The organism is Desulfosalsimonas propionicica, from assembly GCF_013761005.1.
Lineage (GTDB): Bacteria > Desulfobacterota > Desulfobacteria > Desulfobacterales > Desulfosalsimonadaceae > Desulfosalsimonas > Desulfosalsimonas propionicica.
The window spans coordinates 271,646-285,955 of record NZ_JACDUS010000001.1; the positions used below are offsets into that span (position 1 = coordinate 271,646).

13 protein-coding genes are annotated in these 14,310 nt (G+C 53.0%); 3 read left to right on the plus strand and 10 right to left on the minus strand.

From position 1 onward, the window contains the following. The first annotated feature begins 134 nt into the window (after positions 1–134). The 3 genes from HNR65_RS01210 (at position 135) to HNR65_RS01220 (ending at position 3,520) form a co-directional block, all read left to right on the plus strand. Positions 135–2,228, plus strand: coding sequence for a ribonucleoside triphosphate reductase (locus tag HNR65_RS01210; RefSeq protein WP_181549622.1), 2,094 nt, complete (start codon positions 135–137; stop codon positions 2,226–2,228). A gap of 23 nt (positions 2,229–2,251) precedes the next feature. Further along, positions 2,252–2,986 carry an anaerobic ribonucleoside-triphosphate reductase activating protein gene (locus tag HNR65_RS01215; RefSeq protein WP_232364602.1) on the plus strand — a complete coding sequence of 245 codons (735 nt, stop codon included), beginning with the start codon at positions 2,252–2,254 and terminating at the stop codon, positions 2,984–2,986. 339 nt (positions 2,987–3,325) lie between these two features. Further along, positions 3,326–3,520, plus strand: coding sequence for a hypothetical protein (locus HNR65_RS01220; protein WP_181549623.1), 195 nt, complete (start codon positions 3,326–3,328; stop codon positions 3,518–3,520). Between the two features lie 25 nt (positions 3,521–3,545). Here the strand turns inward: HNR65_RS01220 and HNR65_RS01225 are convergent, their stop codons facing one another. The 10 genes from HNR65_RS01225 to HNR65_RS01270 form a co-directional block, all read right to left on the minus strand. Then, a complete protein-coding gene (locus HNR65_RS01225; protein ID WP_181549624.1) occupies positions 3,546–3,917 on the minus strand; it encodes a hypothetical protein in 372 nt (123 codons plus the stop codon). 24 nt (positions 3,918–3,941) lie between these two features. Next, a complete protein-coding gene (locus HNR65_RS01230) occupies positions 3,942–4,619 on the minus strand; it encodes a CxxCxxCC domain-containing protein (RefSeq protein ID WP_181549625.1) in 678 nt (225 codons plus the stop codon). A gap of 400 nt (positions 4,620–5,019) precedes the next feature. Further along, positions 5,020–6,432: a tRNA uridine-5-carboxymethylaminomethyl(34) synthesis GTPase MnmE gene (gene mnmE, locus HNR65_RS01235; protein ID WP_181549626.1), complete on the minus strand. Its 1,413-nt coding sequence runs from the start codon at positions 6,430–6,432 to the stop codon at positions 5,020–5,022. A 43-nt stretch (positions 6,433–6,475) separates the two neighbouring features. After that, on the minus strand, positions 6,476–7,360 hold the full coding sequence (gene jag, locus HNR65_RS01240) for an RNA-binding cell elongation regulator Jag/EloR (RefSeq protein ID WP_181549627.1): 885 nt from the start codon (positions 7,358–7,360) through the stop codon (positions 6,476–6,478). 17 nt (positions 7,361–7,377) lie between these two features. Further along, positions 7,378–9,039: a membrane protein insertase YidC gene (yidC, locus tag HNR65_RS01245; protein ID WP_181549628.1), complete on the minus strand. Its 1,662-nt coding sequence runs from the start codon at positions 9,037–9,039 to the stop codon at positions 7,378–7,380. A 173-nt stretch (positions 9,040–9,212) separates the two neighbouring features. Then, on the minus strand, positions 9,213–9,521 hold the full coding sequence (yidD, locus tag HNR65_RS01250; protein ID WP_353740024.1) for a membrane protein insertion efficiency factor YidD: 309 nt from the start codon (positions 9,519–9,521) through the stop codon (positions 9,213–9,215). Continuing rightward, positions 9,472–9,831 (minus strand): ribonuclease P protein component, encoded by a 360-nt coding sequence (gene rnpA, locus HNR65_RS01255; RefSeq protein WP_181550047.1) that lies wholly within the window; start codon positions 9,829–9,831, stop codon positions 9,472–9,474. Before rnpA ends, yidD begins: the two co-directional genes overlap by 50 nt. Then, on the minus strand, positions 9,831–9,965 hold the full coding sequence (gene rpmH, locus HNR65_RS01260; protein ID WP_181549629.1) for a 50S ribosomal protein L34: 135 nt from the start codon (positions 9,963–9,965) through the stop codon (positions 9,831–9,833). The genes rnpA and rpmH overlap by 1 nt, the downstream gene beginning before the upstream one ends. 172 nt (positions 9,966–10,137) lie before the next feature. Further along, the gene (locus HNR65_RS01265) at positions 10,138–11,712 is read right to left on the minus strand and encodes an Rne/Rng family ribonuclease (protein ID WP_181549630.1); all 1,575 of its coding nucleotides are present in this window, start codon (positions 11,710–11,712) and stop codon (positions 10,138–10,140) included. Between the two features lie 10 nt (positions 11,713–11,722). Then, positions 11,723–14,281: a TIGR03960 family B12-binding radical SAM protein gene (locus HNR65_RS01270; RefSeq protein ID WP_181549631.1), complete on the minus strand. Its 2,559-nt coding sequence runs from the start codon at positions 14,279–14,281 to the stop codon at positions 11,723–11,725. Between the last annotated feature and the right edge of the window lie 29 nt (positions 14,282–14,310).

The window sequence follows — 14,310 nt, forward strand, 5'->3', positions numbered from 1 at the left end:
TGTATCTTCTGTTATCCGGCCAAGATACAATATATAGATTTTTTATTTGACACATAACTATATATTGTTATATATTCCTATTAATCACCAACGCTCACTCATGTATCCGAAGCATTCATAAAGGGGGATCACCTATGTTCACACACATTAAGAAGCGCAACGGCAGAGTTGCTTCTTTTGATGCATCCAAAATCACCGCAGCCATTGCCAAGGCCGGCAGTGCCACCGACGAATTCGACGAGGCAATGGCAAAGAAGCTAATGCTTCGCGTCCTGACCCTTGCCCATGAAATGCAGCTGCCGTCCCCGCCGGAGGTTGAGGAAATCCAGGACATCGTTGAACGGGTCCTGATTGAATCGCCTTTTCACAAATCCGCCAAGGCCTATATCTTATACCGGGAGCAGCACGCCCAGATCCGCAATATCACCACCCGGGCAAATGTGGAACTCGTTGAGAATTACGTCCAGAAAATGGACTGGAAGATCAAGGAAAACAGCAACATGAGCTTCTCCCTCCAGGGGCTCAACAACTATATTTCCTCTGATGTCACCGCCGAGTACTGGCTGAACCGGATTTATCCGCACGAGGTGCGCAATGCCCACAAAAACGGAGATCTCCATATTCATGACCTGAGTCTGCTGTCGGTCTACTGCGTTGGCTGGGATCTGCAGGATCTTTTACAGGTCGGCTTCATGGGCGTTCCGGGCAAAGTGGAAAGCGCCCCGCCCAAGCACCTGCGCTCGGCCCTGGGGCAGGTGGTCAATTTTTTCTACACCCTTCAGGGTGAGGCGGCCGGCGCCCAGGCCGTATCCAATTTCGATACTTTGCTGGCCCCGTTTATCCGATATGATGACCTGTCGTTTAGAGAGGTCAAGCAGGCGCTTCAGGAATTTGTCTTTAACATCAACATTCCCACCCGGGTGGGGTTTCAAACCCCGTTTACCAACATCACCATGGACTTAAACGTCCCCAAAATGTTAAAAGACACCCCCGTGATCCTTGGCGGACAAATGCAGCCGGAAACATACGGCCAGTTCCAGGAGGAAATGGACACGTTTAACCGCGCCTTTGCCGAAGTCATGATGGAAGGCGATGCCAAGGGCCGCGTGTTTACGTTTCCCATCCCCACTTACAACATCACCGCGGATTTTGACTGGGACAATCCCAATCTGGACAATATCTGGAAAATGACCGGCAAATACGGGATTCCCTATTTCTCCAACTTTGTCAACTCGGATATGTCGCCGGAAGACGCCAGATCCATGTGCTGTCGGCTCCGTCTGGACAACCGTGAACTGAAAAAACGCGGCGGCGGCCTTTTCGGAGCAAACCCCTTGACCGGATCCATCGGCGTGGTCACGGTCAATCTGCCCAGGATCGGCTACCTTGCCCAAAACCGGGAGGATTTCCTTTCCCGGCTTTATCAGCAGATGCAGATTGCCGCCCAGAGCCTGACCATCAAGCGCAAGGTTCTGGAAAAATTCACCGAGCAGAGCCTGTATCCTTATTCAAAATTTTATCTGCGTGCCATCAAGGATCAAACCGGATCTTACTGGACCAACCATTTCTCCACCATTGGGTTAATCGGCATGAACGAGGCCTGCATGAACCTGCTCGGCACCGATATCGGCACTGATGAAGGCCGGCAGTTTGCCGTCGATGTTCTGGATTACATGCGCGGCACCATTGAACAGCTCCAGGAGGACACCGGGGAGTTCTACAACCTTGAGGCAACCCCCGGCGAGGGTACCGCCTACCGGCTGGCCATGCTGGACAAAAAGGCTTTTTCCGACGTGATGTGCGCAAATGAAACCGAATTTAACCAGGGAGCGGATCCGTTTTACACCAACTCCAGCCAGCTGCCGGTCAATTATACAGATGACGTATTTGAAGCACTGGAACTCCAGGATGATCTGCAGACCCGGTACACCGGCGGAACTGTGTTTCACATTTTCCTCGGCGAGCAGATGGTTCAGTTTGAATCCGCAAAGAATCTGGTGCGCAAGGTCACGGAAAACTTTCACATGCCTTATTTTACCATTTCTCCCACCTTCAGCGTGTGCCCGAGCCATGGTTACATCAGCGGTTATCACGAAAAATGTCCCACGTGTGATCAACCGGCCGAAGTCTACTCCCGGGTAGTCGGGTACCTGCGGCCGGTGCACCAGTGGAACAACGGCAAACAGTGCGAGTTCAACATGCGGCAGACCTTTCAGGTGGCTTCCTGAAACCTGGAAAAGGATTGCCTTTGTTGGAAACAGAACCAAGCCCTATACCGGATGAGGCTGAAATGCATATAGGCGGCCTGCTCAAGTACTCTTTAATCGATTATCCGCCCCACATCAGCTGCGTGATTTTTACGGCCGGGTGTAATTTCCGGTGCCCGTACTGCCATAACCCCGAACTGGCAGTCACCGGCGCCGACACCCGGCATCTTTCCCGAAACCATGTCATGGACTTTCTGGCCACCCGGAAAAAATACCTTGACGGAGCGGTCATTTCCGGCGGGGAACCCACCCTTCACCCGGACCTGGCCGGATTTTGCGCTGATCTCAAGTCCATGGGATTTCTTGTCAAACTCGACACCAACGGGAGCCGCCCGGAAGTGATTCGGGAGCTTGTGAAAAACAGCCTTGTGGATTATCTGGCCATGGATATCAAAACCGATCCTGAACTCTATAACCAGTATATAGCAGTTCAGGCAGACGCTGCTGCGCTACGCAGTTCTGTTCAAATCATTATTGAATCCGGGCTTGCCCACGAATTCCGGACTACCTGCGTCCACCCTCTGATTACCCGGGAAACGCTAAAATCCATTGCTGAATTGGTTGCAGGAGCCGACCTCCACGCTTTTCAACATGTTCAGAACAAAAACGTCCTTGACCCGAGTTTTTTTGACGAACAAGGGCGCGTCTCTTCAGATGATGACATGGAGGCGTTCCAAACTCTCATGGCCGGTTATGTCAAAAAGGTCATCATTCGATAGATTGCTTTTTTTCTCCTGAACTTTACTTTTCCTGAAAATGACTCTCCTGATCGTCCGGATCTGATCACACTGAAACCCGTTATTGTTCCACGTGAAACAACAAGGTGTTTCTATGCTGATGCTGATTTTTTTCGGTCAAGGGTTGACCCGGCTGCTTACGCAATCCAAATACCTGTTCGCAAAAAAATTTTCGGGCGTTTTGCGGCTGACGGGCAAAAGGCCGGACTGGCAAAGGCAGCCACTGCCTTATCAATAAACTTGACAAAAGCGGGACTTTAAATGAAAATGGCTGCCTTTTGGAGTAAAGGCAGCCATTTTAACCAAACAGGAGGGTCCAAATTGACTGTTGCAGGACTGATCAAAGCTGCGGCCATGCTGCTTGCAGCCGGAATTCTGGGCAACTGGTTTTTATCCGAAGTAAAACAGGCCAAGATTAACAAAAAACCCTGGTATTCACCCTATCTTTCCGTTCCCGGACTGCTGATTCTTCTTGCCTTAAGCCTTCCGGTGATCGCATGGCTTGTTCAGAAATAACCCGTACCACTGTCGGCCAAAAACCTTACGGGATATCCGGGGTGTCTTTCTGCTTTTCAAACCCTTCCCTGTCCAGCAGTTGCCGGTACCAGCATGCAAAATCAAACATGCCCAGATAGCGTTCGTCCTCGTTGATAATTCCGAGACATAGCTCCATGGCCCCCTTTCTGTAATCATGGCCGTGGTCGGAAATGTCCCATGTCTGAAAAAATTCGCGGACCAAATCATTCATGGTGCGGCGGCTGCGATCCATGCGCATGTCCAGGGGATCCTTGGGCCCTGCAAAGGGATCCCACCGTTCATAGCCTTTTTTCATGATGTGTTTCTGGCGCCTTGGCGCCATACTGTCAAATATGGCCTTTTTCAGGCTGTCTTTTTCCTTTTCACTGAGATCCATAACATTCCCCGTCCAATCGCGATTTTATTCTTCCTGTTCCGAATCGGCTTCTGCGGAAGCAATCCCCAGGTATTCATCATTATAGTCTGTAATCAGGGCCATGGAAACCGGCACCAGTACGTCAGCCATTTTCACATGACGGGAACCCATTTCCTTAACCATTTCCGCGGAAATCCGCATCAGCTGATCATGAATGGCATCCATGTTGATGGTGGTATATTGCTGGCCCGCCTGAAATCCGGTCTTTCCGCAGGTACGCCCCTGGCCGCCAATGGACAAAGGCGCCCCGTAAATCCGGCATGCAATGGGCCGATACGGATACAGATCACAACGATCCGATTCATTGAGCAAAGGGCAGCGAATCCGTTCCTTTGCCATTTCTTCAACAATACGGGTCTCATCTTCGCCTTTCTGCGTTTGCCGATAGGCATCCCGCTTGCGCTTGTAAATTTTTCGGTCAGCCTGATTGGCTTTTTCAAGAAGCTTGCTGCGTTCCTCACCGGAAAAATTAACGTTAAATTGATGATTCAGGTACATGGCCTCTATAAGGGTCAAATCAAAAAGCGCAAAACAACAGTCCGTGCATCCGGGCTCGCAAACGACTTCACTCGGATATGCCTGCTTAATCCGCAAAAAAGCCTCATCCGCCTTTTGGGCCAGGCCTTCATAGGTTTTAAAAAATTCACCCGGGTCAAACTTCATTATTATATCCTCCTCCTTAAATACTTTTTACCGCGTTCAATGTTTGTCAGGAAGGAAGCCCAAGGGGGGGGTCATTTTTTTTTGCTCCTGAGCGGCAAAAACCGCCCCCTTGGGCTTCCCTGGAACCTTTTTACACCCTTTGATGTTTGTCAAAAAGCAACCCCTGTGTGATGGGTCTATTTTTTTGGTGCGGACAGTTTTCAGATTTGCAGCATTTTTTTCTAAAAAAAGCCACTGTCGCTTACGAACAGACCTTGTCCATAGGCTTCCTTTTAAAACACCGGCACGCATCTATGAAAAAGCAAAAGCCAGGGTGCAGAGTTGATTCAATTGTTTCACGTGAAACAATTGAATTTTGATGGTCTCGTAAAAAGTCGGTTTCCAGATGGCGCCATCAATTTTACTTGCCCACACAATAACGACTGAAAATCTCATCAAGCACATCCGTCTCAACATATTTGCCGGTAATTTCATCTATGGCTGAAAGCGCATCATGCAAATCAATGGAAATCAGCTCAGGCAATCGCCAGTTTTCCAGCCCGGAAATCACTTTGGAAACCGCTTCTGCAGCCTGGTCGAGCAGGCATTTCTGCCGCCAGTTCGGAACAAACCCATGCCCGACCCTTGCCACGGATGAAAAGACCATATCTGCAACGCGCTGTTTTAATGCATCAATACCGGTGCCATGTAAGGCAGAAACCTCAATGCAGAAGGCCTGCTGCATGGCCGGCGGTAGCCGTAAAACCTTTTCATGATCCGCCAAATCAGCCTTGTTTTTCACAAGCACCACGGATTTGTCCGTCAGTTGCCCGTAAATCACGACATCTTCATGGTCTATAGGCCGGCCGGAATCCAGAACATGCAAAACAATATCCGCCGATGCCATGTATTCCCGGGTTTTTTCAATCCCAAGGCGCTCTATGGGATCCGGGTCCTTCCGAAGTCCGGCCGTATCCGCAACCAGAACGGAAACACCCCGGGTTGTCAAATATGCCTCAATGCAGTCCCTGGTGGTGCCGGCGACTTCAGTGACAATAGCACGCTGCTGATTGAGCAGGCAATTCATCAGACTGGACTTGCCAACATTGGGCCTGCCGATGATTACGCTCTGGACCCCCTGGCGCAAAAACCGCCCGCTTTCATAAGCTTCCCGCAATTGATTAACCTGTTGAAGAACTTCTCTTGAAAGATGCAGGCTTTGCCCTGAGCCATCAAATTCTTCACCTGCGGCTTCAGGAAAGTCAATGGCGGCTTCCAGGGACCCAAGCACAGAAACCAGAGATTGGCGGATGGAGGAGACGACATCTGAAAGCTGACCTGTCATCTGGCTCACAGCCATATCCAGGGTGGCGTCGGAACGGGCGCTGATCAAATCGGCAACAGCCTCGGCCTGGGTTAGATCCATGCGGCCGTTAATAAATGCCCGGCGAGTGAATTCGCCGGGTTGCGCAGGGCGAATTCCCTGAGAAATCAAAAGGTTTAAAATCTTTTCAAGGACTCTGGATCCGCCATGCGCCTGGATTTCCACCACATCCTCACGGGTATAGGAATGCGGGGCACGCATGACAGCCAGAATCACCTCATCTACAAGGGTTCCGGAGTGCGGATCAAGAATATGACCCAGATACATCCGCCAGCTTTGAAACCCACCGCCGGCATCAGTTTTATCGCTGCCTGACGCTTTTTGACCAAAAGGAGCCCGCCTGAACACAGCGGTCACTGCAGCGATAGCCTCCGGGCCGGAAACCCTTATGATGCCGATACCGCCAGTGCCTTCAGGGGTGGCCACTGCTGCGATAGTTGAGGTGTCCATCTGCTGATCCTTTTTGCACGGAAATCTGTGTTCCGGCAAAACCTTATTCAGACCGGGGACGGGATTTTTTGGCCTGGTTTTTTTTCCTGGGCATGATCAGCAGTTTCCGAAGATCCCCGTTTCCCACGCTCTGGGTGCGAACCTCACGATTGTCGCGCAGGCTTAAGTGCACCACACGCCGGTCCTGGGCGCTAATCCGGTTGATAACCATGGGCTTTCCGCTGTCCATGGCCTTTTGTGCCAGCCTGGAAGCCAGGCTGGTGAGTTCGGAACGACGCTTCTCCAGGTAGCCTTCCACGTCGATCTCAATGGGAACACTATGCCCAAATTGCTTGTATACACCTTTTTCCACGAGATAGTAGATGGCATCCAGGGTCTGCCCGCGCTTACCGATCAGGCGGGCGGAATCACCGCCCTTGATATCAAAGCGAATCAGCTCGGCGTCAACCTTCAAATCCAGTTCCGAATCCGGGGAAACCAATACAATGATCTGCTCAAGAAACCCCCGAACCCAATCCGCCACAACCCCGGGGTCGGCCTTGGGATCAGCACTGGCTGCCGGGCTTGCGGCTTGCTCTTGCTCCGGTTCAGTGACGGATTCTTCTGTTTCGGAAACGGCTTCCCGGCGGTTATCCACAGAAGGCCCAAAGGCCTCATCAACAAGCGCGGAAACCGAATCATCCTCCTGATTGTTGTCTTCCCGGGAATCATGGGTCCCGTCAGACCCAGAAGAAATTGGACCGGCCGCCGCCTCTGAAACGGAAACCCGGATCACCGCTTTTTTGGCTCCTACAAGCCCGAAGATACCACTGGAGCCATAAGAAATAATATCGTATTTCAATTCATCCCGGTTGCGGTTGAGTTCGATGCATGCTTTTTCAACGGCTTTTTCCACACTTTTTTCTTCAAAATCATGGTATTCAGTCATTAAACCAACGCCTCCGATTAAACGGTTTTCCGTGTAACGTAATACTGCTGGGCAATGGACAGTACGTTATTGGTCAACCAGTATAGCACCAGCCCGGACGGAAAATTGACGAAAATTACGGTAAAGACCAACGGCAGCATCATCATGATCCTGGCCTGGGACGGGTCTCCGGGAGGCGGCGACAATTTCTGCTGCAGAAACATGGTGGCACCCATGATGATGGTCAGCACCGGAATGCCGTATGGAGGCGCCATAAGGGGGATGGAAATGTCAAACCGAAATAGCCGGTCCGGGGACGAAAGATCATTGATCCAGAGAAAAAAGGGTGCATGCCGCAATTCAATAGCTTCGTAAAGCATGCGGTAAAAGGCGATAAAAACGGGGATCTGTACAACCATGGGCAGACATCCGCTCATGGGATTGACTTTATAGGTTTTATAAAGCCGCATCACCTCTTCGTTCATTTTCTTCTTGTCATCCTTGTACTTCTTCCGGATGTCGGCCATAAGCGGCTGTAATTTTTTCATCTCAGCCATGGACCGATAGCTCTTGTTGCCAAGGGGCCAGAAAATGATTTTGAAAAGCATGGTCAGCAGAATAATGGCCACCCCGTAATTGGCCACCCCGAATTCATGGATCTTGTTCATCAGGTACAAACACGGTTTGGCAATAATGTCAAAAAATCCAAAATTAATGGCTTTGTCCAGTTCATAGCCAAAGGCCTTTAATTCCGACATGCGCTTGGGACCCATGAACAGGTGGTACTCATAGGATTGCCCGGCACCGGCGCCTAGACGCTGCATAGGCTCAATATACCCCACCCGCAGAACCTGCCGGTCGGTATCCTCGTTCATGCGGATACGTTTTTCCCCGGGATTTTCCGGAACCAGCGCGGTCATAAAGTACCTGTCCTCAATGCCGGCCCAACGGATTTTACCGGAAAAAGCCTGCTCTTCATCGAGGTTTTTGGGTTTGACCTCCTCAAGGCTGCCGTCAACATAGGCAAAAGGCCCTTCAAATACAAAAGTGCCGCCATCCGGGCGGGGATTGGTCATCTCAAGTATCATTTCAGGGGCCAGGGGAGCGCTGCCGTCGTTGACCAGATGGATATTTAAGCCGATCTTATAGCTGTCCGGGTAAAACACGTACTGCTTTTCAATAACCAGGCCCTGGGAGGACTGCCAGTAGAAGGAAAGGGTTTCCGGCTGGTCAGTGACCCGGAGATGATCGCTATCAGAATCGGTTGTAAAAACAGCTTGTTCAGGAGACTCCAGGCCGGAGCCGGCAAAGCGGATCAGCGCAGTGCCCACGGAATTGGATTCCGGCACCAGCTGCTTGCGGGGCGAGTCCTCATCCATGCTCTGGCGGTACCGGCTTAAAACAAAGCGGCTGATAGCAGCGCCTTTTTCTGAAATCTCGGCACGATACAGATTGTTTTCAACCACTATGGAGCCGAAACTCTGGGAAGGCAGCTCGGCCGGGGTTGGGTCGGATTTGCCGGATTGGCGGGAATCCGGACGGGGCTCCGAAGCCCTGTCATCGGAAACGCTTTCTGTGCTCCGGCTTTGACCGGACGGCTCCGGCGGCTGGACGGGCTGGCCGGGCACAAACAGCAATTCCCAAAGCACAAAGACCATAATGGTCAGAAAAATGGCCAGCAATAAACGCATATGTTCCATATCAACTCCTGAAATCGCACGCGGCGGCTGAAAAAAATGACTGACCCGTCCCTGGTAAAAGGGATTGCGGATCTCTTGTAGATGGCGGCAATGTGTCCAGCAGGACTTACAAGGCGGCAAGAGAGGGCTGGCAGGTGATCATTGACAACCCCCGGGTTACCGTGGAAACGCAATTAATCTGATTGCTGCCCGCCGGTGCAGATTGGCGCAGCTGTCTGGTCTTCTGCCTCCAAAACCGGGTCAATGCCGCCGGGATGAAAGGGGTGGCATTTGGCCAGCCGCTTCAAAGCCAGCCATCCGCCGCGTATCGCACCAAACCGGCGGATGGATTCATAGGCATACTCGGAACAGGTTGGATAAAACCGGCAGCATGAACCGATGACCGGCGAAAGCAGGCACTGATAAAGCCTGATGGAAAACAGCAGAAAATATTTAATGGCAGCTCCCCCTGATCTTGCAAAACAGCCTTTCCAGCGATGCAAACATTTCTTTTGACAAAGCGCCGGCAGCTGATTTTCTGGCAATCACATTGATATCAAAGTTGCCCCCTAACCGGTGGCGGTTGGTCCGGAAGTATTGCCGAACAATTCGTTTAATGCGATTGCGCATGACGGCATTGCCGATTTTCCGGGTCACAGTAATGCCAAGCCGCGGCCGGTCAAGGTGATTTTCACAAAACGCCACAACAAAAAAACGATCCGCAACACTGTCTGCCTTCCTGGAAAGATAGACAAACTGGCCCCGCTTGAGCAGTTTGTCGGTTTTCTGCAAGCCATTGCCGCAGGATTGCATCAAACGGCCAGGCGCTTCCGTCCCCTGGCCCGCCGTCTTTTGATCACACGCTGACCCTGCTTGGTGGACATCCGCTTTAAAAATCCGTGTTTTCTTGCTCTTTTTATTTTGCTTGGCTGATATGTTCGTTTCATTCTTTTACCCTTTTTTGCAAATCTTTTGTGTTTATCGCGCCAATACCGTGATGGCAGCGTATGGCACCGTAAAAAATCTGATTTCAGATGGTGCCGTAAATACCGTTTAAAACCCAAAAATATGGATCAAAAGGTTGTTAGCGCAATACAACCATTTTTGTCAAGATTCAAATCAATTCAATCCGTCTTCCAGGACCTCGGTGATTTCGTACTGTTCCAGATGATAATCCCGCTGGGGATAAATGCAGATCTGCCGGTTGACCTGTTCCTCGAGATCGGAAATCAGGCTGCTTTCCTGGCCGAGCAGCAAATCGGCAATCACGGGGTGGACCTTGATCTGGATCTTTGAAGGCCGGGTTTCAGCGCCCTGGCGGCGGACATCGCGAAACACATTATAACAAATGCTTCTGCGGGACAAGAGCATGCCCTCGCCTTCGCAATAAAAACAGGGCTCGCACATCATCCGCGGCAGGGACTTGACAACGCGTTTGCGCGTCATCTGGATCAGCCCCATATCGGACATGGGCAGCACATTGGTCTTGGCCTTGTCACGGCTCAGGGCTTCTTTTAAGGTATTATAAACCTTTTCCTGGTCGGCCTTGCTTTCCATGTCAATAAAATCAAGAATAATGATGCCCCCAAGGTTGCGCAGCCGGATCTGGTAGGCGATCTCCTTGACCGCCTCAAGATTGGTTTTGAGAATGGTTTCGGCAAAATTGCGTTTGCCCACATACCGGCCGGTATTGACATCAATGGCCACCAGGGCCTCGGTGATTTCAATGACAATATAGCCGCCGCACTTGAGCCACACCTTTTTCTTAAGGGCCCGCTGGACGTCGACTTCCAGGTTATACGCATCAAATATGGGCTCTTCGCCGGTATACAGGGACACGGAGTTTTTCAGACGGGGCATGAACTTTTGAATAAACTGCTTAACCGTCTTGTATACCGCAGGCGCGTCGATAATGACCCGGTCGGCCTCGTGGGCCAGCAGATCCCGTACACAGCGAAGGGTGACGGTGAGTTCCTGATGCAGCATGGACGGTGCCGAAACCTCTTGATAGCGCTGTTGAATATCATTCCATAGATTGTTTAAAAACTCCATGTCCTGGGCAAGAACATCTGCGCTAACCCCTTCTGCAGCGGTGCGGACGATATAGCCGTAGGGATGGGTCCGCATGGATTCCACAAGCTCACGCAGGCGGGTGCGTTCGGCCTCGTCAGCAATCCGGCGGGAAATCCCGAGATGATCCACCGTGGGCATCAGCACCAGAAACCGGCCGGGAAGGGATATATAGGTGGTCAGGCGGGCGCCCTTGCTGCCGATGGGCGAACGGGCCACCTGCACCAAGAGTTCCTGGCCTTCCTTGAGCATCTGCTCGATGGGCGGGCGTCCCTCCGGGGCGGCGCCGGTGCCGCGGCCGGAGATGGGACCGCTTTCCTCCTCGGCCTGACTTTCGTCTTCCTCGGCATATTCATTCTCATTTTTGATGTACATTCCCTCGGGCGGCGGGTTGCGGCCGTTTAACACTTCATCCACGTAAATAAAGGCGGCCTGCTTTAATCCGGCTTCCACAAAAGCCGCCTGCATGCCCGGAAGAACCCGCTGGATCCGCCCCTTGTAGATGTTGCCGGAGATGTTGGCCTCGTCCTGGCGCTCCACATAAATCTCCACAAGTGCGTTGTTTTCCATAAGCGCCACCCGGATTTCGGGGCCCAGGGCATTGATGATCAGTTCCTTGTCCATAAAAACCTCTTTAAATATTGCCCGGTTCTGTAAAATCCCCGGTACATCCGGCATGTTCAGCCAGTTTCAAAACGCGCGCCTGATGCATAACCGCATCAGGCAGGGAAAAAATGGACGCAACCACCGGCCCCGGCCGAAGGGTAAGCCCGGAAGGCTGAACCATGCGAAGCTGAAGTCGATCCGGGCGCAGCCGGAAGCATTCTGTGACCACGGCCTTGAGATCCACCTGTTGATCCCCCTTTTTCCGGGTGGAAAACATCACCTCGAAAGCAGGCGCTGCCGTAAACGCTTCAAATGCCTGGTGGTCAAAGCGGCTGCCGGAGGGCAAAGTAACCTGATAAACCGCCGGTCCGGGCCGTTGCGGCACCTCCCGGGTTTGCGCCGGGCTGCAGCCGACGGCCAGCAGGCCCTCGGGCAAATGCCGATTAAGTGACGCCGGAATCTGCTCCAACGGAAAATCCGTGGCAATGGTCATGAAAAAGCTTTCCGCCTCACTTTCCATGCCCACTGGCAGGGCGTCGCCAAACGCCACCTTGGGTTTTGGGTGAAACCCGGCCGAATACGCCGGCTCCACCCCGGCCCGGCGCAGGGCTCTGAGAAAAATGCTGACCAGCTCCAATTGACCAAAATACCGGGCCGGTCCGAGTTTGCTGTAAACCACCCTGACGCGGTGAAAAGGCCCTTCTGCGTCAGCCAAAGGCGGGGCCGGGGCGGCTGGCGCTGAAACATCGCATTTTTTCTCAAAAGCCTCAATGGGCCGGCATGTTTTAAAATCACACACACCGCAGCCCTGACAATCCCCGGACCTGCAGTCCGGGGTGGGGGTACCGTCAAGGGCCTTTTGATGCTCGGCTGCCAGAAAATCCCGGGAAACACCGGTATCAATATGATCCCAGGGCAGAGGGGCATCCAGGTCCACGGGCTGCAGGTAAACTTCCGGATCCACGCCCTGTGCGGTAAAGGTTTCATCCCAGGCCGCCTTGTCAAAGGAATCGGTCCAACCGTCAAACCGGCATCCTCTTTGGTAAGCGGCAGCCAGCACCGGGGCCAGGCGCCGGTCGCCCCGGGCAAAAACACCTTCCAAACGGCTGGTTTCCGGATCCTGCCATTTAAATTCCACCCCGCGACCCTTTACCCGTCGGCGCAGATACTGCATCCGGTCCCGGGCCGTGGCCGCATCGAGCTGGCCGGCCCATTGAAACGGGACATGGGGCTTGGGGATAAAGGTGGCCACGCTTACGTTGATATTGCCCCCCCGCCGGCCTTTGGGACGCAGCTTGTGCAGCCGGCGCACCAGTTCGGCAATGGCCTCGATATCCGCATCGGTTTCCGTGGGCAGCCCGATCATGAAATAAAGCTTGACCAGCTGCCAGCCCAGATCAAAGGCCGTGGACACGGTCTCAATGATTTCATCTTCGCTGATATTTTTGTTGATCACCGATCGCAGCCGGGGGCTGCCGGCCTCAGGGGCGATGGTAAAGCCGGTTTTGCGGACGCTTCGGATCAGCTCCATCATTTCCGGATTCAGGGTTCCGGCGCGAAACGAGGGAATGGAGATAGCCAGGTGCCGCCGCCGGTATTGCGCAGCCAGATGTTTCATCAGCGGGGTCAGGCAGGAATAATCGCCCGTGCTCAATGACAGCAGGGAAAGATCCTCATACCCGGTTGAACCAAGGCTTTTTTCCACAAGCCCGGCCAGGGTGTCAGGGGATCGCTCCCGGACCGGGCGGTAGATCATCCCGGCCTGGCAGAACCGGCAGCCCCGGGTGCAGCCCCGTGCGATTTCCAGCCTGAGCCGGTCATGTACAGGCCTTCCAAACGGAATCACCGGACTTTCCGGAAAGCCCACCAAGTCCAGGTCCGGGATCACGGCCCGGCGCACCTTGTCATATCCGGGCAAAAGGGGCCGGGTTTTCTGGCGGCCGCTGGCATCAAACGCCGCGGCAAAAAAGACCGGCACATAAACGCCTTCAATGGCAGCCCAGGCCTTGAGCAATTCGGTTTTATTCTCCGCGCCGGCATCTTTCCAGTCGGCCCAGGCATCGAGCATGGCCGGCAGCACGGCCTCGCCGTCGCCCACCACCATGGCATCAAAAAACAGGGCCACGGGTTCGGGGTTGACCGTGCAGGGTCCCCCGGCAATCACAAAAGGATGATTGCTGCCCCGCTGGTCGGCGTAAAAGGGAATCCCGGCCAGATCCAGCATCATGAGCACATTGGTGTAATTGAGCTCATAAAGAAGACTAAAACCGACAATGTCAAATTCGCCCAGGGGCCGTCGGGTTTCCAGGGAAAACAAAGGAAGTTGCCGGGATTTGAGCAGTTCCGCCATGTCAACGCCCGGTGCAAATACGCGTTCGGCACATGCTTCGGGCCGGGCATTGACCAGATCATAGAGAATCTGCATGCCGAAATGCGACATGCCGATCTCGTAGGTATCCGGAAAGGCCAAAGCCATGCGGAGCCGGATGTCTTCGCCGGTCTTGACAATCGCGTTGATTTCCCCGCCCATGTACCGGCTGGGTTTTTCCACCAGGGACAAAAGCGGACCCATTTTCAGGTCAGTCATGGTTGATGCACCCGTAAAGAGTCTGATTA

Bases quoted from the DNA above. Each gene is read 5' to 3' on its own strand.
- HNR65_RS01210 (WP_181549622.1), top strand. From the start codon at position 135: ATGTTCACACACATTAAGAAGCGCAACGGCAGAGTTGCTTCTTTTGAT.
- HNR65_RS01225 (WP_181549624.1), bottom strand. From the start codon at position 3,917: ATGGATCTCAGTGAAAAGGAAAAAGACAGCCTGAAAAAGGCCATATTT.
- HNR65_RS01230 (WP_181549625.1), bottom strand. From the start codon at position 4,619: ATGAAGTTTGACCCGGGTGAATTTTTTAAAACCTATGAAGGCCTGGCC.
- mnmE (WP_181549626.1), bottom strand. From the start codon at position 6,432: ATGGACACCTCAACTATCGCAGCAGTGGCCACCCCTGAAGGCACTGGC.
- jag (WP_181549627.1), bottom strand. From the start codon at position 7,360: ATGACTGAATACCATGATTTTGAAGAAAAAAGTGTGGAAAAAGCCGTT.
- yidC (WP_181549628.1), bottom strand. From the start codon at position 9,039: ATGGAACATATGCGTTTATTGCTGGCCATTTTTCTGACCATTATGGTC.
- rnpA (WP_181550047.1), bottom strand. From the start codon at position 9,831: ATGCAATCCTGCGGCAATGGCTTGCAGAAAACCGACAAACTGCTCAAG.
- rpmH (WP_181549629.1), bottom strand. From the start codon at position 9,965: ATGAAACGAACATATCAGCCAAGCAAAATAAAAAGAGCAAGAAAACAC.
- HNR65_RS01265 (WP_181549630.1), bottom strand. From the start codon at position 11,712: ATGGACAAGGAACTGATCATCAATGCCCTGGGCCCCGAAATCCGGGTG.
- HNR65_RS01270 (WP_181549631.1), bottom strand. From the start codon at position 14,281: ATGACTGACCTGAAAATGGGTCCGCTTTTGTCCCTGGTGGAAAAACCC.